The sequence below is a fragment of the Variovorax restrictus genome (assembly GCF_051216715.1).
Lineage (GTDB): Bacteria > Pseudomonadota > Gammaproteobacteria > Burkholderiales > Burkholderiaceae_C > Variovorax.
On sequence record NZ_JBPJZH010000002.1, the window covers coordinates 332370 to 352306 of the forward strand.

Sequence of the window (19937 nt, forward strand, 5' to 3'; positions counted from 1 at the left end):
CGCGGATTACTTGATGAGGCCGGCCGACTTGCCCGCCGTCTCGATGCCGTCGTAGTTCGACGACTTCGTCGGGATGAACTTGCTCGCGCGTTGCAGCGCCATGATCTCCTTGTCCGCCGGGTTGGCCGGGTCGAGCTTCAGGAAGGCGTCGGTCAGCTTCTTCTGCAGGGCCGCGTCCATGCCGGGGCGCACCGTCCAGTTGTAGTCGTAGTACGTCGGCGTGGTCGCCAGCACGCGCACCTTGGCGGCGTTGGGGTTCTTCGACTCGACCAGCTTGTCCCACACCGACGCATTGAGCACGCCGGCTTCGGCGCGCGATGCGGCCACGAAGGCCACGGTGGCATCGTGCGCGCCCGAGAACGCGACCGTCTTGAAGTCCTTCTCGGGGTTGATGCCGGCCTGCATCAGGAAATAGCGCGGCATCAGGCTGCCCGAGGTGGACGAGGGTGCGCCGAAGGCGAAGGTCTTGCCCTTCAGGTCGGCCAGCGTCTTGGCCGTGCTGTCGATCGGCACGATGAACTTGCTGGTGAACACCTCGTCCTCGGCTCGCTGCACGATCGGCACCGCGCCGCCGTTGGTGCGGATGCGCGCCTGTACGTAGGTGAAGCCGCCCAGCCAGGCCAGGTCGATCTTGTTCGTCGCCAGGCCTTCGACCACCGCGGCGTAGTCGGTCACGGGCGTGAACTGCACGTCCATGCCGGTTTCCTTCTTCAGGTAGTCGCCCAGCGGCGCGAACTTGCGCTGCAGCTCGGTCGGCGCCTCGTCGGGGATGGCCGACACGCGCAGCACCTTGCCCTGTGCGGAAGCACCGAGCGCGGCGAAGGAAAGGGACAACGCAAGCGTCAGTCGGAGGATCGTTTTCATGGGGGTGTGCCTCGGAGGCATGCGGACAAGGAAAGGGCGCCATTGTAGAAACCGGCGCCACGACGCGATGACGCGATGACTTCGATAATCCACCCCATGAACCCCACGCCCATGAATCCGCTCGCGCCGCTGCGCCTCACCAGTTTTTCGCACGGCGGCGGCTGCGGCTGCAAGATCGCGCCCGGCGTGCTGTCGGAGATTCTCAAGAACAGCGGCGGTGGCTTCCTCCCGCCCGAGCTGCTGGTCGGCATCGAGACCGCCGACGACGCGGCCGTCTACCAACTCAACGAGGGCCAGGCGCTCATCGCCACCACCGACTTCTTCATGCCGATCGTGGACGACCCCTACGAGTTCGGCCGCATCGCCGCCACCAACGCCATCAGCGACGTCTACGCCATGGGCGGCAAGCCCATCATGGCGCTGGCCCTGGTCGCGATGCCCATCAACCAATTACCGATCGAAGTCATCGGCGACATCGTGCGCGGCGGCCAGGACGTGTGCCGCGCCGCCGGCATCCCCATTGCGGGCGGCCACACCATCGACTCCGTCGAACCCATCTACGGCCTCGTCGTGATGGGCCTGGTGCACCCCGACCGCGTGCGCCGCAACGCCGGTGCCCAACCCGGCGACGTGCTCATCCTCGGCAAGCCGCTCGGCGTCGGCGTGCTCTCGGCCGCGCTGAAGAAGGAACAACTGAGCGAGGCCGGCTACCGCCAACTGATCGACACCACCACGAAGCTCAACACCCCCGGCATTGCGCTGGCGCAACTCGACGGCGTGCACGCCCTGACCGACGTCACCGGCTTTGGCCTGGCCGGCCATGCGCTGGAACTGGCGCGCGGCGCGGGGCTGACGGCCGTGATCGAGTGGTCGAAGGTGCCGCTGCTGGACGGCGTGGAAGCGATGGTGGCCGAAGGGTTCGTCACCGGGGCTTCGGGGCGGAACTGGGCGGGCTATGGGGCCGATGTCGAACTGGCCGAAGGCTTGCCGTCGACGGCGCAGAGCCTGTTGAGCGATCCGCAGACTTCGGGGGGGCTGTTGGTGAGTTGCTCAGCCGACGCGGTCGATGCGGTGCTGGAAATTTTCAGGGGGGAAGGGTTTGGGGGCGCGAAGGTGATCGGGCGCGCGGAAGCAGGATTGCCGGGGCTGAACGTGCTGCTCTGAATGGACGTCTTCGCGTAAACGGACGTCGGCTTCAGAATGAATGCGGCTATTCGAAGGTGGTGGACAGAGGTCGGCTGTCGCCGAAACCTGCCGCTCGGAGCTGGTCAGGCGGTTGAGCGCCCTCTGTATTGAGCTGTAGATGCCGTAGCCGGACTCTTCCCGCAGCGATTGGCAGCGATGCACGTTCGCGAAGCCGGACTGCAGCTACCGTTGAGCGATCAGGCGAGCACGCCGAAGGGCAGCTGCCGGGTTTCGCGTCGAACCCATCGTTCCGACTTCGAAGCGGATGCCGATGGCCGTCCGGCTCAGGCGTTCGAAGGCATCCCGCGGAACACCCAGCGGGGCATCGGTACTTGATCTGGTGATCAACGACATTCCGTTTGCAGAGTCTGAAGTGTTGCGGGAATGCTGGCTCACCTGGGGCAAATGTCCAAGCTTCCGGCGTGCACCACGCCAGACAACACCCTGTCTTACAAGGAGGTCAGCGGCCGTCGCCTTCAGCCTGCAGGTCAGACCCAACCTTGGCGCCATAGCGTGGCGTCAGTCAGCTCGCGCCATTGCAGCAGATACACCTGCTTGGAATGCACGGCCTCCAGTTCGACCTGCTCGACGCGCATCGACGGCGGATCGGGCTCGATAACCCGCAGCACCACGAAATGCTTCTCGCTATTGCGCGGCGTCACCGCCGTCCACTTTGTCAGCAAAAGCTTTTTGGGGCTGAGCGGATTCTTTCGCGCGCAGTGATCGGGCGCTGGCGCAGCCGCCCCGGGTTCAGGAATCGATCTCATAGCGGGTGATGATGGGCCACGGTCAGTCTCTTTCCAAAGGGTCGGCAGCCAGTTCGATCTATTCACCAGCGCGCATTCGATAGGCCTTTGATGCGGAACGTGTCTGGCCGCGATTGGCCTGCATTCCAGGCCGTTCGCCGTCAGCAATGCCTGCATTCACCTTGGTTCACTCGGCATATCCTGGGTTGACCCGATCGAGAACTCGCATCATCGCCGCGAAGTAAAGCTGCTCGCGCTCCGATCGGGAGTGGCGGTCCTTCGGGTTTGGCGTGTCGACACGTTTCACCAGCTCATCGGACAGCAGGGCCAGCGGTCGCCCGGTCGACAGGGCCAGTACCTGCGCCTTGCAGACCTTCTCAAGCTTATACAGACGTCGATATGCCTGCGCGACCGTCTCTCCAACGACCAGCACGCCGTGATTTTTCATGAAGAGGATCTGCTTGTCGCCCAGGATCGCGGCGAGGCGCTCGCCCTCACTCAGCTGCGCCGCCAAGCCCGTGTAGCCGTCGTCGTAGGCCACGTTGCGGGCGAAGAACGCTGCGGTCTGGCTCCCTGGCAACAACCGATTGTCCTCAAGCATGTTCAACGCCAGGGCCCAGGTCTGGTGCGTGTGCAAGACGACCTTGGCCCCGGTGATTCTGTGTAAGGGGGCGTGTATGCAGAACGCGCTCAACTCCAGGTCGCCCTCGCCGACGAGCACCTTGCCCGTCTCGTCGAACACGATCAGGTCGCTCGCCCGGGCCTCCGACCAGTGCCTGCCGAAGGGCAGCACCATGAACCGATCGTCCCGCCCCGGTAAGGTCATCGTGAAATGGTTATCGATACCCTCCTCCAACTCGTCGTAAACCGCCAAGCGATTCGCGGCCGCCAGGTGGACGCGGGCGCGCCAGATTTCGTCCGAAGCGTCCAGGTCGGGTGAATCGAGGGCGTGAATCGATACGAGTGGGGACATCGCAAATTGCTCCGGTGAATGACTTGGATTCTTTACTGTAGCGACTGGAGAGGATCCGACCGCTTGCGCGGCCTGAAAAGGTCAGCGACACCAAGCTTTCAAGCTGTCGACGCTGACCAACCCTCCGCTCGGATCGACCGTCGGCATTCGCTGCAAAGCGGACATCCGTACCGGCCCTCACGTGGCGCTGGAGACCGCGCTCAGCAGCGGAGTCACCCGCACCGAAGTCACCCCGCCCGCACTCATAGTGCGCACGCCGTTCGGTAGTCGGCCTCGAAGATCGTCTGCTGCCCCTAGTTCGTTTGCGGGGCGGTCGCAATACCCATCATCCGCTCGATGCTTTCATCGGGTAGGCCAAGCTCCGAGAGAACGGCCGCGGTCTCCCAGCCGCGAGGTTGTGCGGGGCCGCGCAGCGGCAGGTAAGCGTCATCGACTCTTATCGACGCGCGAAGGACCTTCGTCATCCCCTCTGTGGGATGCTGCTCCTCCTGCAACAGTCCAACCGCCTGCAAATGGGGATCGCTCTGCAGTGATTCGAGGGTATGGCAGGGCTGCGCCGCGATGTCGGCGTCCTGCAGAAGTCTCAGCCACTCGTCGCTGCTTTTGTGGGTGAGCGGCGCGCCTCGGACCTCGAACCACTCGGCCACATGGCGTGCACGACCTGACACGCTGTCAAATCGCGGATCGTCCAGAAGCGCATGCCGCTCGGTGACGGCCAGGAAGGCACGCACCTGCGCGTCGGTGTTGACGGTGAACGATATCCATCCATCTGCCGTTGCAACGGGCTTGTTGTGCGGGCTGAGCAATCGGAGGTCTCCCGCCGGCCCTACCGGCGGATCGAAGGTGGCCTGCGCCAGGTGCTCCTGAAGTACGAACGCGGCCATGGTCTCGAACATGGGCACCTCGATGCTGCAGCCATTGCCTGTCTCGCCGCGTTCCACCAGCGCGGCAAGGATGGCCCCTGCGGCGATCTCGCCGGCCACGTGATCGCAGATGAGCATCGGCACGTAGGCAGGTGCACCGTCACGCCGCATCGCCAAGCCGGCCATCCCCGTTGCACCCTGGATGACGCTGTCGTAGGTGGGCTGCCCGGCGTAGGGGCCGTTGGTACCATAGCCAGTGATGAGGCAGTAGATCTTGTCCGGGTAACGCGCCCGTACCGTGGCCGGGTCCAGCCCCAGCCGCGCGAGCGCCTCCGGCCGCATGTTCGCGACAACGACATCCGCAGTGACCAACAGGCGGTCCAGCGCCTCCCGTGCATCCGGTGCCTTCAGGTCCAGGCACACGTTGCGCTTGCCCCGGTTGAGATGCAGGTAGGTTCCCGAATGCTGACCGGTCGGCGAAGGTCCGCCGAGGCCGCGCATCAGGTCGCCTCCAGGACTCTCGACCTTGATGATCTCGGCCCCGTACTGCCCGAGTCGCCAGGTGGATACTGGCCCGACTACGACGCTGGTGAGATCCAGGACACGGATCCCTTTGAGTGGTTCGAAGCTCATTGTGTTGCCACTTCCATCTTGGCGCATAGCACGCCTTGGTCGTCAAGCGCGCTCACCCGCCACGCCAGGCCGACTCTTTCGGCCACCATCGTGAGCGGTCGATCGCAATACAGCGGCGCGAGATGCCGCGTCTGCAGACGACGGGGCACTGCCGCCAATTCATGCGCGACGAACTCGGTCATCAGCAGCGTGATCAGGCCTCCGTTGACCACCAGATCGGGCAATCCTTCGACCTCCTGCGCGTACTGTCGATTGAGATGGATCTTGTGGGAGTTGAAGCCGAGCGCCGAGTACTGAAAGAGCAGCGTTTCGTCGGGCACGATTGTCCTTTGCACCTCGCCAGGCGATGGCGGGGACGCCACGTCGGCACGTCTCGACGCACGCTCGCGGTCCGCCGCGAGCAGCGCGTAGGTCTGTGTCTCCTTCAACACCGGTTGGTCACCAAGCTCGAGGCGGTGACCGACCGTGAGAAGCGCCATTGGCCCCGATGCGCCTTCCTTCTCGACGATGTCCTCGATCCAACTGTTTCGTCGAAGCGTCGCGCCGACAGGGATGTCCGCCAGGTAGTCGACCGTGCGTCCCGCCAGCATCAACCGCGGCAGGCCCAGATCGGGAAGCGGCACACCCAGGCCCGGAAAGCCATCGCTGCGCAATGCCTTCCGGGGCGTGTCGGCGCCGAGGAGGATGAACTGCCATCCGCGCGGCAGGGGAAGTCCCTCGTGCATCGAGTCCGGCTCCATGTTCAACATGGCGGCCACGCGTCTGACCGTCGACAGCGAACACACCTCGGACCGGGTCACGGTGCTTCGCGGGTCATTGCTCTGCATCTGGCGCCTCCCGGACCTCAGGCCGGAACCTCTTCCAGGCATGTGCTGCGGCCGCATCGCGCATCGCGCGTCACTCGCCTGCCTTCACGTCGGCCTTGCGAACGATCTCTTCCCACTTTGCACGCTCGGCCGTGATGTACTTGGTGAACTCTTCGGGTGTCGAGCCCACGGGCTCGGCACCCATGTCCACGTACTGCTTGTGCACGTCGGGTTGCTTGAGTGCCTGCGCGGCTTGCGTCGCGAGCTGATTCACGATGGACGCAGGGGTGCCGCGGGGCGCCCACAGGCCATACCACGTGCTGATGTTGAAGCCCGGCAAGCCCGATTCAGCCACAGTGGGAACGTTCGGCAAAGCGGTCGATCGCTTGGCGGTCGTCACGGCCACTGCGCGAAGCTTGCCTGACTTGATGAACGGCATGGCCGAGGGCATCGAGTCGAACATCAGCTGGATCTGGCCCCCCATGAGGTCAGTGAGGGCGGGTGCACTGCCTTTGTAGGGAACGTGCTGCAGCGGCACCTTGGCCGTCAGCTTGAACGACTCGCCGGCCAGGTGCTGTGACGACGCAGCGCCCGGAGATCCGAAGTTGAGAGGCTCGGGCTGGCTCTTGGCGAGCGCGATGAGGTCGGCGACAGTCCTGATCGGCGACGCGTTATTCACCACCAGAACAAGCGGGACATCAGCGAGCTGGGTGATGGGGGCAAAGTCCTTGATCGCGTCGTAGCGCATCTTGGGCTGCACGATCGGGGTGATGATGTGCAGCGACGCGTTGGAGAGGATCGTGTAGCCATCGGGTGCGGCGCGGGCCACTGCCTCGGCGCCGATCATCCCGCTGGCACCGGCTCTGTTGTCGATGACGAAATTCTGGCCCAACGCGTTGCCCATCTTGACCGACACAAGGCGCGTGAGAAGGTCTGTCGGCCCACCAGGCGGAAACGGAAGAACCAGCTTGATCGGCTGCTTGGGGTAATCCTGGGCGGCACTCGTGCCCGGCAGGGCGCTCAAGCCCACCAGCGCAGCACCAATCAGTAAGCAAGCCCGGCGCGCGGGGCGGAATCCAAAGTCGTTCATGAACAGTCTCCGTTTTTGTTACGTCTCAACGAGCCAGGCCAGGCGTGATTGCCACGCCAGCAGATCGAGGCTCCGTCGCAAATTCTATTTATGCACGAATCAGGCGACAATCACTGCTTCTGTGCCACCTGTGTTGATTCATGATTGACAATAGCCTGGACCTCAACCTGATGCGCCTGTACGTGACCATGGTGGAGTCGCCGTCGCTTACGGCCGCCGCTGCGAGCAGCGGCATGACGCGCTCCAACACGTCGAGGCGCCTGAAGATCCTTGAGAAGGCCGTTGGCGCACAGCTGATGCGGCGAACGACACGCCACGCGGAACTCACCGAGGCGGGGCAACTCCTGTATGCCCATGCGTTGAAGATGCTCGAAGAGCTTCGGGCAGCGACCGCATCGATCGACAGCCTCGGGAAGACCGTGCGCGGTGACGTTCGGGTTCGGCTGCCGACCGGCTTGGCTCACCTCTATCTCACACCGGTGCTGCTCGATTTCGCCCGCAAGCATCCTGAGATCTCGCTGCGGGTCGTGATCAACGACAGCATCGGTGATCTCATCTCTGCAGAGGTCGACGTCGCCCTCAAGGTTACCTCGCAGCCCCCGGAGGACCATGTCGCCCGACGGATCTGCGATGTCAGTTGGTGCTTGTGCGCGGCCGCGACTTACCTCGACGCGCGCGCGCCGATCATCGACATGGCCGATCTGGAAGGCTGCGACCTCATCACCCCGCAGTCGCTGGGAAGGCGCTTCAACCTGAAGCTCACGATCGCCGGCGCGCCCCAGACCATTCGTGTGAGCCCGCGAATTCAGTCGGGCGACTATCCCTTCCTGTTCGAATCCATGATGGCGGGGCTCGGGGTGGCGCTTCTGCCGCGCTACGCCGTCTGGCGGCAGATTCAGATGGGAACGGTCAGAGAGGCCCTGGAGAACTGTGATGCCGAGGGGGTGGGCGACAGCATTTACATGATCACGACGTCGACGCGCTTCCCCACCGTCGCGACGCGGACGCTGATGGGTTTCATTGGTGGGCATCTCGAGAGCCAAGCGCCCAATTGGCAAAAGCAGAGCTCGCAGGACAAATCAACGGCCGAGGGTCCTTGATCTGCTTTGAAGACGACACGCTCTCAGTCGTGGAGTGAATCGCCCCGGGTTTTCTAGACACCTTCGAGCCTCAAACCTGAGGCCCAATAGGAGGCGCCATAAGCAAGCAATGGAACAGTCAGAACTTCTCGGGTCGCAACACCTGGACGTCAGCCACGAACAGGACCATCGAGTAGTTGTCGTAGTAGCGCTCGCGCAGCGCCTCGCAGATGGCGCTGGCGGTCTGCACGTTGCACAGCACCTCGACGCGGATGTTGGCGTGCGGGCCCCAGGTGGCGTCGCGGCGGCCCCGGCTGCCCTTGCCGCGTGCGTCGGTCACCGTGTACCCATGCGCACCCATCGACTCCAGGTCACTCAGCAGCGTGGTCTCGAGGGCGGACTCGCTCACGATGGTCAGCAGTTTGCGCGCGCCTGACTCCGGGATTTGCATGGCGTCCTCACTGTATGGTTTGCAGTGCAAGCCGGTGGTACAGGGGGATGCCCACCAGCAGGTTGAACGGAAACGTGATTCCCAGGGCCGCGCCGATCGACAGCGCCGGATTGGCCTGCGGCACAGCCAGTCGCATCGCCGCGGGTGCGGCGATGTAGGACGCACTCGCATACAGCGTGGCCAGCAGCGTCACGCCGCCGACGGACAGGCCCAGCAACGCGCCGGTGGCCACACCCAGGCCGGCCGAAACCAGTGGCATGACGATGGCGAACACCGCCAGGAAGGGCCCGGCTCGCTGCAATTCGCCGAACCGGCTTGCCACCACCAGACCCATCTCCAGCAGGAAGAATGCGAGCACCCCCTTGAACAGGTCGAAGAACAGGGCGTCCAGCGGCACGATGCCGCCGGGGCCCGCGAACCAGCCGATCGCCAGCCCGCCCAGCAGCAGCACGATGCTCTTGCCGGCGAACACTTCATGGAGAACCTTGCCCCAGGGTGTGCCGATCTCGCCGCGGCGCGCCAGCAGCACGCCGATCACCAGGGCCGGGAACTCCAGCAGCACGAGCAGCACCGTCATGTAGCCTTCGGCCTCCTGTCCGACGCGGGCCAGGTAGGTCGTGCCGACCGCAAACGTGACCACGCTCACCGACCCATAGTGGCCGGCGATGGACCCGGCATCGGCTCGCGACAGCCGGCCGAGGCGGCGCAACACAGGGTAGGCCACCAGCGGGATCAACGCCCCCGCCGCCACTACCACCAGCGCCGGCAGCGCCACTGTGGCAAGCGGATGGCGCGCCAGTTCCACTCCGCCTTTCAGGCCGATGGCCAGCAGCAGGAAGATGCTCAGCGATTCGTAGAGGACGCCGGGAATGCGCAGGTCCGAACGCAGGAAGCCGGCCAGCGCCCCAAGCAAGAAGAACAGGATGACGGGCTCGAAGTACGGCATCGTGTGGCGAGTGCCCGGGGCAGGCGCCGTGCGCGATCAGCGCACGATCAGGGTCGGCACCTTGCCAAGGCGGACGACCTTGTAGGCCACCGAGCCGAGCAAGAGCGACTCGGTGGCCGTCAGGCCGTGCGAGTCGATGTCGATGCCTTGGCTGCCAAGTTCCCGGGCCAGCGCCACGATCTCCTCCGCCGTCTCGCCGAAGCGCAGATGCAGCCGCCAAGCAATGCCCGCTTCGTCCATGAGCGCGCACGCGGCGGAGGCCCGCGTGAACGCAGGCGGCGTTGCGAGGATCGCCGTCATGGGCTGTTTCTCGGCTGAAGAGATCTCAACGAAGGCGCAGCTTGTGGCCGATTTCGGTGGCGAGACCACGGGGACGCACTTGGAAGTCCGCGCCGTACAGCATGGGTTCGAGGAGGGCTTGGTCGTCGGGGTGCAGACCCCAACGCTCGATCGCCCCGAGCAGCACGAAGGACTCGCCTTCATCTATCTGCCGGTCGGCGTGCACGACGGCCGAGCACAGGCGCAGCACGAGGCGCCGGGTGGTGTCGTCGTCGACCTCGTCCAGCATGCGATCCAACAGCTCGCTAGGGATGCAGCCCTCGTCGCCGCAGCGGGCCGGACCCAGCAGGTCAGCGTACAGGTCACGAATCACGCCATGCCATTGCGCCCGGGTCAGGCCGAGTCGCTGATGGGCCTGGAGTGCGTCCAGCGCAGCGGTCTCGACCGCCTTGATGCGGCCGTTGGCGATCAGCGCGAGCGCGACGATCCGTGCCGCAGCGTCGGCACTGTTGCAGGGGTAAGGACGGATTTGCGGGTCGGAGGTATTCATGCGGGTGCTCAGGTACAAATGGAGGGCCTGCGTGTGGCCACGGGTCGTCATCGGCGGGTTCCGTCAAAGAGATCGAGGAAGAAGAGGTCGAGGATCGAAGGCGCGTCGGCGCGGGACGCGGGGCGCAAGCTGCGCCACCGGCGACGTGCCAAACGAGAGCCCTCCTTCGGACGCAGCGCTGACCGGGCGCGGTGGAGTCGCGCCATGCGAGTGGCGCCGTAGCAGGCACAGCGCAGCGAGCGTAGCCAGGGTGCGGCGATGTGCGCTCACAAGCCGTCCACCCACAGCAGCGCCATGCCAGCACCCACGCCGGCCGGAATGCCGACACGCTCCAACGCAGTGGCGGGAGCGCCGACAACCACCTCGACCGGCACCGAGCAGCGCTCGAGCAGCTGGCCGGTGAGCGAGTTTTCGACCGCGCGCACGAGCGCGCTCTTGCGCACCGTGCCGATGACGATCCGGTCGCAGCGCAGGCGGTGCGCTGCGTCGGTGATGCAGCGGGCCTTGTCTCCAACTTCCGTGTGCACGCGGTAGGAGACGCCGGCGGCGTCGAGCAGTTGCCGTGCCTCGGCGAGCGCCGCGTCAGCACGTTCGCGTTGGAAGTCGTGGCACGTCTCCCGGCTGATGTAGCGGGCCACGTGGGCCGAAAAAGGCGGCTGAACGTTCAGCAGGTGAACCGTGAGAAAGCCGTCAGTGCCGTACGCATCGACGGCATGACGCACGGCATGCAGTGCGGTGGGTGTTCCGTCGCACGGAAGGAGGAGCGTGGTCATGCAGATGTCTCCCGGCAAGGGTGGGTAGGCATCACCCGGTGGGTGCTTGTACGGCCCGGCGTGCCCCGGCGAGCAACGAGCAAGGTGCGGACGCTCTCTGCACTCATGCGATGCCCCCGTGGATGGGATCGGGTTCCAGGGTCTCGCGGCGGTTGCGCGCCGGCCGCGCACCATGACGGGCGGTGTCGCGCACGGGTTGTGTGCGATCGAGGTGCTTAACGACCACCCGGCCGACGCGCTCGGCGGCGCGGTCGATAGCGGCGTACAGCTCGGTGCCGACGTCCTCGACGATGGCAAATGGCGCGTCGAGCAGATTCACCTGGATGCGGCAGTATTTGTCGACCCCGCCGCGCGGCCCGTTCTCGTCGCCGACGCGGACGGCGACCCGCTGGATGTGGGCGCTGTGGCGCGTGAGCACAAAGCCCAGTCGGCGCCGCACGTGCACGGCCAATGCCGGCGTTACCGTGAATCCCTGAGCGTGAATGTCAACAATCATCTTGAACCTCTCGCTTTGCCGTCGTTGGTGTTGCACTGAATCTACGATCCGGTGTAGTCCGGGAAAAGCAGATTATTTTGTTGCGACCATCCTGATAAATCGGACAATTGGGTCGGCAACCTCTGGGCAGCGGAGGCCCAGAACACATGAACTACAAGCATCTCCACTACTTCCTGCAAGTGGCGAAAAGCGGCGGCGTGCTGCGCGCCAGTGAGCAGCTGCACCTCTCACCGCAGACCATCAGCGGGCAAATTCAGCTGCTCGAAGAAGCGCTCGGCACACCGCTTTTCTCCAAGAGCGGGCGCGGCCTGGTGCTGACTGAAGCGGGGCGCATGGTGGTCGGCTACGCCGAAGACATCTTCTCGACTGGCGCCGAGCTTGAGGAGGCCGTGCGCGACTACCCACGCAAGAGCAAGCTGCTCGAGTTCCGCGTCGGCGTGGCGGATGCCGTGCCGAAGACGATCGCCTGCCGGCTCATCGAGCCGGCCTCGAAGCTGACAGAGCCGGTTCGCATCGTCTGCCGCGAATGGAAGCTCGACACGTTGCTCGGCGAGCTCGCCCTGCACCGGCTCGACCTCGTGATCGCCGATGCGCCGATCCCCTCCGCCGTCAGCGTGCGCGCCTTCAACCACCGGCTGGGCAGTTGCGGCGTCAGCTTCTTCGCGGCACCGTCGCTGCTTGAGTCGTGCAAGGGACGCTTCCCGGCCTGCCTTGACGGAGCGCCGCTGCTGATGCCGGCCGAGGAGTCGGCCGTCGGCAAGCGCCTGCGCGCCTGGCTGCAGGCTCGGTCGCTGCACCCTCGGGTGGTCGGCGAGTGCGACGACAGTGCTCTAGCCAAGGAGTTCGGGCGGCGTGGAATGGGCATCTTTGTCGGCCCCACGGTGCTCGAGCGCGACATCGAGAAGCAGTACGGCGTGCGCGCGCTCGGCGCAACTCCCGAGGTTGTCGAAGAGTTCTTCGCGATCTCGGTGGAGCGCCGTATCACGCACCCCTGCGTGACGGCGATCACGGAGGCGGCACGCAACGAACTGTTTGCGCCGCCTGTACGGCGACGCGCCAGGCGTGTTGCCTGAGAGCGTCGCCAGCGCGCCGGGCCTAGCAGGGTGGTCGGTTCCACCCTGAAGACAGTGCCCCTATGACTGCTCGTCCTGCTTCTTCGCACCGAACGGATAGGCTCCGCCAGGTGTTGCCTTGGGCGGGATCTTGAGCGACAGGATCATCGTCACGGCCAGCGTGACCGCGGTGAAGCCAAGGGAATACACCACGGGAATTTTGTAGATGTCGATCAGCAACATCTTGGTGCCGATGAACACCAGGACGATCGCCAGACCATAGCTGAGCAGGTGAAAGCGCTCGTGCATGTTCGCCAACAGGAAGTACATCGCGCGCAGGCCCAGGATGGCGAACACGTTGGAGGTGAGCACGATGAACGGGTCGGTCGTGATCGCGAAGATTGCCGGGATCGAGTCGACCGCGAACACGATGTCGACGATGCCGATGAGCAGGATCACCACCAGCAGCGGCGTGGCCATCTTGACGCCGCCCAGCACGGTGAAGAACTTCTCGCCGTCGTAGTCAGGCGCGATCTTGAAGCGACCACGAATCCACTTCAGGGCGGGGTTGTTGTCGAGGTCAGGCTCCTGGCCGGCTGCCCACCACATCTTGATACCAGTGAACAGCAGGAAGGCGCCGAACACATAAAGGATCCAGTGGAACTGCGCAATCAGCCAGGCGCCCACGAGGATCATCACCGCACGCAGCACAAGCGCGCCCAGGATGCCGATCATCAGCACGCGTTTCTGGAACTCGGCGGGCACCGCGAAGTAGGTGAACAACATCAGGAAAACGAAGATGTTGTCGACTGCGAGCGCTTTCTCGATCAAGTAGCCGGTCAGGAACTCCAGCGCCTTGGCGTTGGCCAGCGAACGAGAGGACCCATCCGTGCCGGTACCCCCGAGGTACCACCACAGCCAGCCCATGAAGACGAAGGACACCCCGACCCAGACAACGGACCAGAGAGCAGCCTCGCGGGTGCTGACGCGGTGCGCCCCCTGCTTGCTCATCGCAAAGAAGTCAACCAGCAGCGCAACGAGCACAAACGCCGCGAACAATGACCACATGAGTGGAGAACCGATCGATTGCATGGTCGCCTTTGAAGTGAGTTCTGATGAGCCGATCAAATGTTGGACAACGACCTAGTCATCTCCCGATGCCCAAGCGTCGCAGCACGAAGCGCACGCGGCGCTCGGCCAGGCGCATAGTTCGGTGGCGTGCGGATGGCGGGACTTGGAGGGCATTGGCATCGAGGATCTCCGTCGGTTGAGCGACAAACGAAATGTGCGTCGCTCAGCCATCCTGAAAATGCAGGATTTTTAGAACAAGGACATCGGCAAAACCTGAACGCAAGAGGGAGGGGCCGAACGCACATGTCGGCGTTTTCTCTAACGAGTCACGACGGGATCGTATTTTTCCGAGTTGGAGTCTCGAAAAGACCGCTTCTTGCGAAGTTGCGGCGGGTGCATGTCTCAGTGCATCGACACTCTCCGACCCACAGCCATGAAGGCCTCTTTGCCTCCCGCGCCCTTCCCATTGCCCGGCTCCGGCAGAGCCTTCAATCGCCGCAGGAGTCGCTCAAGGGGTGGTGCCACGACTGCGCCGGTGCATGTGACTGTCCCAATCCTTGCCGACCGCCGTAAACGTGCGCCGGTCGGCCGACGTCCCTATCTGGACGGCTGAGCTCTTCTCCCGTGTTGCTCACCCCCGACTGACTTACTTCAGAGGAGCTTCAGCATCCGTCCTCCGGTGCGGAAAAACCGAATCGTCAGACAGAAAAACTATGGTTGTTCGAATCGTTGCCATCCCCAGACTCTGTGGAATTCCATCGCTGTAGGAGCCCCATCATGTTTTTCGCCCTCAACTGGTTTCTCGTTGCCGCGCTTCTGGCGCTCTGGTCTTTGGCGGCCTGGGCGCTGAATGCCGTGGCGGTATGGACCGTCTCGAATGTCGGTGGGCTGCCCAGTGCGGCATCAGGCGTCGGCACCCTTCGTCTGCCAGATTGGCTGGAGCCCTGGGTGTCGGCGGAGATCGCGCAGTCGGTCAGTCACATGCTGGCGGGCCTGGGGCCGGTCGTCGATAGCCTGCTGCAGGCTGCACCTGCTCTGGCTGGTGGCGTAACAGTAGCGACCTGGGTGGTCTGGGGCATCGGCAGCGTGATGCTCGTGCTGCTGGGCGCCTTGCTGCACCTGCTGGTTGCGCTATGGCGTCGCCGCGGCGGCAGTGGATCCGGCCCCAACCCAGGTTCCTCATTCAGCGCTGGCTGAGCACCCCGGCCGACGGGTGATTGATCCGCATCAATCCAGTGCTCGGAAACCTGAAGCCAGCAGTTCGCTTCCTGTTTGGGAAAGACGAGCCTTCGCTGTAGAGGTTCAGCGCCTCTGCATCGCGGATATTGCGCCTTACTGACGAACTCCCTTGCGATCAGGAACCTTGCGTGCCGGGGGTAACCGGGACATTTCCAGAACTCGAAATCTGCAGCCTTTTTTGCGGCTTGAACTCATGTCCCCGGGGTCCGCTGTGGGTCGGCACTGCGAGTTCGAGTTGAAGAGAAGCGGCCGCCGGTGCGATGCCGACCGACTTGCGAGGGCGAATGGTCCGCAGTAACGCTTGTAGCAGCCGTTCGAGCCATCGCCTGCCGCGGCGATCAACGACTGCTTGACGGCAGTCAGCGTAACCACGGGGCGGGCGGTGACCACCGGCGGCTGCCGCTGCACTGCGGACGTTTCAACGAAGATGTTGTTCATGCCCGTCGAATCCGAATGGGCCCACCTTTCGACAGCGCATTGACTTGCATCGCGCCCCGCGTGACCTTCACGCGTCCCTCCGTCGCAAGTTGCGCCGTCACGCGTCGGATGGCCGGCATCTGCGCCCGCCAGATGCGCTCGTCGGATGACAGCGCACGCGCGACGTCCGACGGGCAGATCGACGACGAGGGCGCTCGGGACGCCAGCAGCCTCAGGATCGCGTCCGCGATGGCCCGGTCTTCATGTGCGTTGGCTTCTGGCATCTGAACGTTGGTGCGCCGGGCGAATGTCATGGGAATGCCGGATGCCAAGCTGCGTGCATCACCGGCATGGCGACTTTAGAACACCATCCCACCCGCCACATCGATGGTGGTCGCCGTCACCCAGTTCGCATCCTCCGACACCGCATACGACACCGCCGCCGCGATGTCGCTCGGTTGCCCCACGCGGCCGAGTGGCGTCTTGCCCATCAGGTAGTCCGTCATGCCCTTGGCGGAGTCGGCGTTGCCCTCGGTCGCGACGAATCCGGGTGCAATGCCGACGACGCGGAGCTGGCGTGGACCGAGCATGCACATGCCGCGCAAGCTGCGGGTGTTCATCGACTTCATGCAGCAACGGTGGAATGGCTGAGCGCAATACCCCACAACCCTAGGCCCAACCCGCCTCGGCTATCGTCCAACCCATGACTTCCTCCCTCCGCCTCGGTTGGCGCACCCTCTGGCGCGATCTGCGCGCTGGCGAGCTGCGGCTTCTCATCGTTGCCGTGCTGCTCGCGGTCGCCGCGCTCACGGCTGTCGGCTTCTTCGCCGACCGGCTCAAGGGCGGGCTGCAGCGCGATGCGCGGCAGCTGCTCGGGGGCGACGCGGTGCTGGCCAGCGACAACCCGACGCCGCCGGCCTTCGTCGAGCGCGCCCGCTCGCTGGGCCTGGAGACGACCTCGACCTACGGCTTCCCGACCATGGCTCGCGCCTCCGACGCGCAGGGCGGGGCGAGCAAGCTGGTGTCGCTGAAGGCCGTGACCACCGGCTACCCGCTGCGCGGCAGCGTGCAGGTCGCGACCACGAGCGACGGCACCGGCCAGGCCACGCGGGACGTGCCGGCGCCCGGCGAAGCCTGGGTCGATGCGTCGCTGCTCGAATCGCTGGGCCTGAAGGTGGGCGACACGCTGCTGCTGGGCGACACCGGCCTGCGCGTGTCGCGCGTGATCACGCTGGAGCCGGACCGGGGCGGCGGCTTCGCGAGCTTCTCGCCGCGCGTGATGCTCAACCAGGCCGACGTGGCGCGCACCGGGCTCGTGCAGCCGGCCAGCCGGGTCAACTACCGCTTCGCGGTGGCGGGCGAGGAGGGCGCGGTGAAGCGCTTCAGCGACTGGGCCGACGCCTCGCTCAAGCGCGGAGAGCTGCGCGGCGCGCGGCTCGAATCCTTCGAGAGCGGCCGGCCGGAGATGCGCCAGACGCTCGACCGCGCCGAGAAATTCCTCAACCTGGTGGCGCTGCTCGCGGCGCTGCTGAGCGCGGTGGCGGTGGCGCTGGCGGCGCGCGGCTTCGCGGCCAGCCACCTCGACGACTGCGCGATGTTGCGCGTGCTGGGCCAGAGCCAGCGCACCATCGCGGGCGCCTACGCCTTCGAGTTCTTCATCGTCGGCCTGGTGGCGAGCGGGCTGGGGGTGGCGATCGGCTTCGGCGTGCACTACGCCTTCGTGCTGTTGCTGGCCGGCCTGGTCGAAACGGCGCTGCCCGCGCCCACGCTGTGGCCGGTGGCCTTCGGGCTGGGCATGGGGCTGGTGCTGCTGTTCACCTTCGGGCTGCCGCCGGTGCTGCAGCTCGCGCGTGTGCCGCCGCTGCGCGTCATCCGGCGCGATGTCGGCGGGCTCAAGCCAGCCTCGCTCGCGGTGCTGGGCGTCGGCGCGATGGGCTTCGTCGCGATGCTGCTGGCGGCCAGCAGCGATTTGAAGCTGGGGCTGATCGCGGTCGGCGGCTTCGCTGGTGCGGTGGCGGTGTTCGCGGTGCTGAGCTGGGTCGCGGTGAAGGTGCTGCGCCGCAGCGTCAACGAGACGACGGCGCCGCGCTGGCTGGTGCTGGCCACGCGGCAGATCTCTGCGCGTCCGGTGTATGCGGTGGTGCAGGTCAGCGCGCTGGCGGTCGGCCTGCTGGCGCTGGTGCTGCTGGTGCTGCTGCGCACCGACCTGGTGTCGAGCTGGCGCCGCGCGACGCCGCCCGACGCGCCCAACCGCTTCGTCATCAACGTGATGCCCGACCAGAGCCAGGCCTTCCAGAAGTCGCTGCGCGATGGCGGCGTCGCCAAGTTCGACTGGTATCCGATGATCCGCGGCCGGCTGGTCGCGATCAACGACAAGCCGGTCTCGCCCGACGACTACGCCGACGACCGCGCCAAGCGCCTGGTCGACCGCGAGTTCAACCTGAGCAACGCCGCCGAGGCACCACCGCACAACGGCATCACCGCCGGCGCATGGAAGCCCAACGCGCCGGGCGAAGTCAGTGTGGAAGACGGCCTGGCCGAGACGCTGGGCCTGAAGCTCGGCGACACGCTGCGCTTCGACATCGGCGGCATCCAGAACGACGCGCGCATCACCTCGCTGCGCAAGGTCGATTGGGGGTCGCTGCATGCCAACTTCTTCGTGATGTACACGGTGGCCGAGCTGCCCGACGTGCCCGTCACCTACATGGGCGCCTTCCGCGCGCCCGAGACCAAGGGCTTCGACAACGCGCTGGTGCGCGCCTACCCGAACGTGACGAACGTCGACATGAGCGCGACCATCGGCCAGGTGCAGCGGGTGCTCGACCAGGTGATCCGCGCGGTGGAGTTCTTGTTCGGCTTCACGCTGGCGGCCGGGCTGGTGGTGCTGTTCGCCGCCGTCACAGCCACGCGGGAGGAGCGCGCCCGCGAGTTCGCAGTGATGCGTGCGGTCGGTGCGCGTGCGTCGCTGCTGCGGCAGGTGCAGCGCGCCGAGCTGGTGGGCGTCGGCCTGCTGGCGGGCTTCCTGGCCAGCATCGCCGCATCGGCCATCGGCTGGGGCCTGGCGCGCTACGTGTTCGACTTCACCTGGACGGCGTCGCTGTGGGTGCCGGTCGCCGGTGCGCTGGCCGGCGCGGTGCTGGCGCTGGCGGCCGGCTGGTGGGGGCTGCGCGAGGTACTGCGGCGGCCGGTGGTCGCAACCTTGCGGCAGGCTGCGGAATAGACGAGAGGATGTCGCGCCTCACGCGGCGGGCTTGCGGTCCTTGAAGGTCCACCACGGCAGCAGCGCGCTGAGCGACTGCACCTCGCCGCTGGCCACGCTTTCGTAGCCGGGCAGGGTGCCCAGCTGGTGCTGCCACTGCGCACCGCGCAGCACGGTCAGCAGCGCCTTGATGGCCGGCTGCTTCAGCGCGTCTTTCAGGCAGGCCAGGTGGTAGCGCTCGCGCACCAGCGGCACGAAGCCCAGGCCCGCTTCGCGCGCGGCCGATTCGAGCCCGAGGCCCGCTTCCGCTTCGCCCGAAGCCACGGCATGCGCGACCGCCGCGTGCGAGGGCTCGATGCGGTCGTGGCCCTCGACGTCTTCGGGCGACAGCGACGCGCCGGCCAGCAGTTCGTCGAACAGCAGGCGCGTGCCGGTGCCGATGGCGCGGTTCACGTAGCGCGCCCGTCGCTGCACCACGTCGCCCAGCGAGCGCAGCGCCAGCGGGTTGCCGGCTGCCACGATCAGCCCCTGCGTGCGCCGCGCGAAGCCGATCAGCTTGTGCTGCCCCGGCTTGAGCAGTGGCTGGTAGGTGCGCTGCGCGAGCGAGCCGCGCGGCGGTTGCTCCAGCGTGTGGAAGCCGGCCATCACGCAGCGGCCCTGGTTCAGCGCGCGGATGGCGTCGACGCTGCCGGTGAACTGGATGTCGAGCTGTAGCCGCGCACCGGCCGCCTGCGTGCGCAGCAGCGTCAGCGCGTCGTCGTGGCTGGCCTGCAGGCTGAGCACATGCGTGCGCGGATCGAAAGCCACCGCGAAGGCGCGTTCGAGTTCGGCGTGCAGCGCCTCGATCTGCGGGGCGAGCCGCGCCTGCGCCTGTCTCTCGGCCCACAGCAGCTTGTCGCCGAATTCCGAGAGGTGCGCGCGCTGGCCCTGTTCGCTCATCACCAGCGCGTGGCCCAGTGTCTCTTCCCATCGCTTGAGCTCGCCCCACACATGGCGGTACGACAGGCCGACCGCGCGCGCGGCCGCCGAGATCGAGCCGTGGTCGCGCACGGCCTGCAGCAGCGTCATCAACGGGTTGCGCACCATCGCGCGGCCGCTGCGGCGCGGTGCGATGGCGTAGGAAAGTTCGATGGCGTGCACGAAGAGAAAGAGGAGAAGAGGGCGTGTCGATCTGCGGCGCGATTATGCGCACCCACCTATGCAAGGGCATGCATAGGTGGGCCCT

Annotated in this window: 22 protein-coding genes; 5 read left to right on the plus strand and 17 right to left on the minus strand. The window is 65.8% G+C overall.

Annotated features, from left to right (window positions below):
* Positions 1-6 precede the first annotated feature (6 nt).
* Complete coding sequence (locus ACSFA0_RS16145) at positions 7-864, minus strand: putative selenate ABC transporter substrate-binding protein (protein WP_435451283.1); 858 nt, start codon at positions 862-864, stop codon at positions 7-9.
* Between the two features lie 96 nt (positions 865-960).
* On the opposite strand from ACSFA0_RS16145, the gene selD reads away from it, so the two are divergent.
* Positions 961-2028, plus strand: coding sequence for a selenide, water dikinase SelD (selD, locus tag ACSFA0_RS16150; protein WP_435451284.1), 1068 nt, complete (start codon positions 961-963; stop codon positions 2026-2028).
* A gap of 509 nt (positions 2029-2537) precedes the next feature.
* Here the strand turns inward: selD and ACSFA0_RS16155 are convergent.
* The 5 genes from ACSFA0_RS16155 to ACSFA0_RS16175 form a co-directional block, all read right to left on the minus strand.
* Positions 2538-2816 (minus strand): TIGR02450 family Trp-rich protein, encoded by a 279-nt coding sequence (locus ACSFA0_RS16155; RefSeq protein WP_435451285.1) that lies wholly within the window; start codon positions 2814-2816, stop codon positions 2538-2540.
* 166 nt (positions 2817-2982) lie between these two features.
* The gene (locus tag ACSFA0_RS16160) at positions 2983-3768 is read right to left on the minus strand and encodes a class II aldolase/adducin family protein (protein ID WP_435451286.1); all 786 of its coding nucleotides are present in this window, start codon (positions 3766-3768) and stop codon (positions 2983-2985) included.
* Positions 3769-4061: 293 nt separating this feature from the next.
* On the minus strand, positions 4062-5264 hold the full coding sequence (locus ACSFA0_RS16165) for a CaiB/BaiF CoA transferase family protein (protein WP_435451287.1): 1203 nt from the start codon (positions 5262-5264) through the stop codon (positions 4062-4064).
* Positions 5261-6091 carry an HTD2 family dehydratase gene (locus tag ACSFA0_RS16170; protein ID WP_435451288.1) on the minus strand — a complete coding sequence of 277 codons (831 nt, stop codon included), beginning with the start codon at positions 6089-6091 and terminating at the stop codon, positions 5261-5263. The genes ACSFA0_RS16165 and ACSFA0_RS16170 overlap by 4 nt, the downstream gene beginning before the upstream one ends.
* Before the next feature lie 70 nt (positions 6092-6161).
* The gene (locus ACSFA0_RS16175; RefSeq protein WP_435451289.1) at positions 6162-7160 is read right to left on the minus strand and encodes a Bug family tripartite tricarboxylate transporter substrate binding protein; all 999 of its coding nucleotides are present in this window, start codon (positions 7158-7160) and stop codon (positions 6162-6164) included.
* Positions 7161-7300: 140 nt separating this feature from the next.
* Between ACSFA0_RS16175 and ACSFA0_RS16180 the strand changes: the two genes are divergently transcribed.
* Positions 7301-8260 (plus strand): LysR family transcriptional regulator, encoded by a 960-nt coding sequence (locus tag ACSFA0_RS16180; RefSeq protein ID WP_435451290.1) that lies wholly within the window; start codon positions 7301-7303, stop codon positions 8258-8260.
* A gap of 118 nt (positions 8261-8378) precedes the next feature.
* Here ACSFA0_RS16180 and ACSFA0_RS16185 read toward each other — a convergent pair whose 3' ends face one another.
* From ACSFA0_RS16185 to ACSFA0_RS16210, 6 genes are all read right to left on the minus strand, one after another.
* Positions 8379-8690 carry a P-II family nitrogen regulator gene (locus ACSFA0_RS16185; protein WP_435451291.1) on the minus strand — a complete coding sequence of 104 codons (312 nt, stop codon included), beginning with the start codon at positions 8688-8690 and terminating at the stop codon, positions 8379-8381.
* 7 nt (positions 8691-8697) lie between these two features.
* The gene (locus tag ACSFA0_RS16190) at positions 8698-9636 is read right to left on the minus strand and encodes a sodium-dependent bicarbonate transport family permease (protein ID WP_435451292.1); all 939 of its coding nucleotides are present in this window, start codon (positions 9634-9636) and stop codon (positions 8698-8700) included.
* Between the two features lie 36 nt (positions 9637-9672).
* Entirely contained in the window at positions 9673-9936 is a 264-nt protein-coding gene (locus ACSFA0_RS16195; RefSeq protein ID WP_435451293.1) for a universal stress protein, read from the minus strand.
* A 25-nt stretch (positions 9937-9961) separates the two neighbouring features.
* Positions 9962-10465 carry a TerB family tellurite resistance protein gene (locus ACSFA0_RS16200; RefSeq protein WP_435451294.1) on the minus strand — a complete coding sequence of 168 codons (504 nt, stop codon included), beginning with the start codon at positions 10463-10465 and terminating at the stop codon, positions 9962-9964.
* A gap of 266 nt (positions 10466-10731) precedes the next feature.
* Positions 10732-11238, minus strand: a complete 507-nt coding sequence (locus ACSFA0_RS16205; RefSeq protein ID WP_435451295.1) for a universal stress protein — start codon at positions 11236-11238, stop codon at positions 10732-10734.
* A 103-nt stretch (positions 11239-11341) separates the two neighbouring features.
* Positions 11342-11734, minus strand: coding sequence for an HPF/RaiA family ribosome-associated protein (locus tag ACSFA0_RS16210; RefSeq protein ID WP_435451296.1), 393 nt, complete (start codon positions 11732-11734; stop codon positions 11342-11344).
* A 146-nt stretch (positions 11735-11880) separates the two neighbouring features.
* Between ACSFA0_RS16210 and nhaR the strand changes: the two genes are divergently transcribed.
* Complete coding sequence (nhaR, locus tag ACSFA0_RS16215; RefSeq protein ID WP_435451297.1) at positions 11881-12807, plus strand: transcriptional activator NhaR; 927 nt, start codon at positions 11881-11883, stop codon at positions 12805-12807.
* Positions 12808-12867: 60 nt separating this feature from the next.
* Here nhaR and ACSFA0_RS16220 read toward each other — a convergent pair whose 3' ends face one another.
* Positions 12868-13878, minus strand: coding sequence for a TerC family protein (locus tag ACSFA0_RS16220; RefSeq protein WP_435451298.1), 1011 nt, complete (start codon positions 13876-13878; stop codon positions 12868-12870).
* A gap of 756 nt (positions 13879-14634) precedes the next feature.
* Here ACSFA0_RS16220 and ACSFA0_RS16225 point away from each other — a divergent pair.
* Complete coding sequence (locus tag ACSFA0_RS16225; RefSeq protein WP_435451299.1) at positions 14635-15054, plus strand: hypothetical protein; 420 nt, start codon at positions 14635-14637, stop codon at positions 15052-15054.
* A gap of 135 nt (positions 15055-15189) precedes the next feature.
* Here ACSFA0_RS16225 and ACSFA0_RS16230 read toward each other — a convergent pair whose 3' ends face one another.
* From ACSFA0_RS16230 to ACSFA0_RS16240, 3 genes are read right to left on the minus strand one after another with little or no spacing between them, the layout of a single operon-like run.
* Positions 15190-15534, minus strand: coding sequence for a hypothetical protein (locus ACSFA0_RS16230; RefSeq protein ID WP_435451300.1), 345 nt, complete (start codon positions 15532-15534; stop codon positions 15190-15192).
* Positions 15531-15845, minus strand: coding sequence for a DUF3253 domain-containing protein (locus tag ACSFA0_RS16235; protein ID WP_435451301.1), 315 nt, complete (start codon positions 15843-15845; stop codon positions 15531-15533). The genes ACSFA0_RS16230 and ACSFA0_RS16235 overlap by 4 nt, the downstream gene beginning before the upstream one ends.
* A 27-nt stretch (positions 15846-15872) precedes the next feature.
* Positions 15873-16142 carry an SDR family oxidoreductase gene (locus ACSFA0_RS16240; RefSeq protein ID WP_435451302.1) on the minus strand — a complete coding sequence of 90 codons (270 nt, stop codon included), beginning with the start codon at positions 16140-16142 and terminating at the stop codon, positions 15873-15875.
* A 74-nt stretch (positions 16143-16216) separates the two neighbouring features.
* Here ACSFA0_RS16240 and ACSFA0_RS16245 point away from each other — a divergent pair, with 74 nt between their 5' ends.
* Positions 16217-18733, plus strand: a complete 2517-nt coding sequence (locus ACSFA0_RS16245) for an ABC transporter permease (protein WP_435451303.1) — start codon at positions 16217-16219, stop codon at positions 18731-18733.
* Positions 18734-18751: 18 nt separating this feature from the next.
* On the opposite strand, the gene ACSFA0_RS16250 is transcribed toward ACSFA0_RS16245, so the two are convergent.
* The gene (locus ACSFA0_RS16250) at positions 18752-19852 is read right to left on the minus strand and encodes a substrate-binding domain-containing protein (RefSeq protein ID WP_435451304.1); all 1101 of its coding nucleotides are present in this window, start codon (positions 19850-19852) and stop codon (positions 18752-18754) included.
* Positions 19853-19937: the final 85 nt, after the last annotated feature.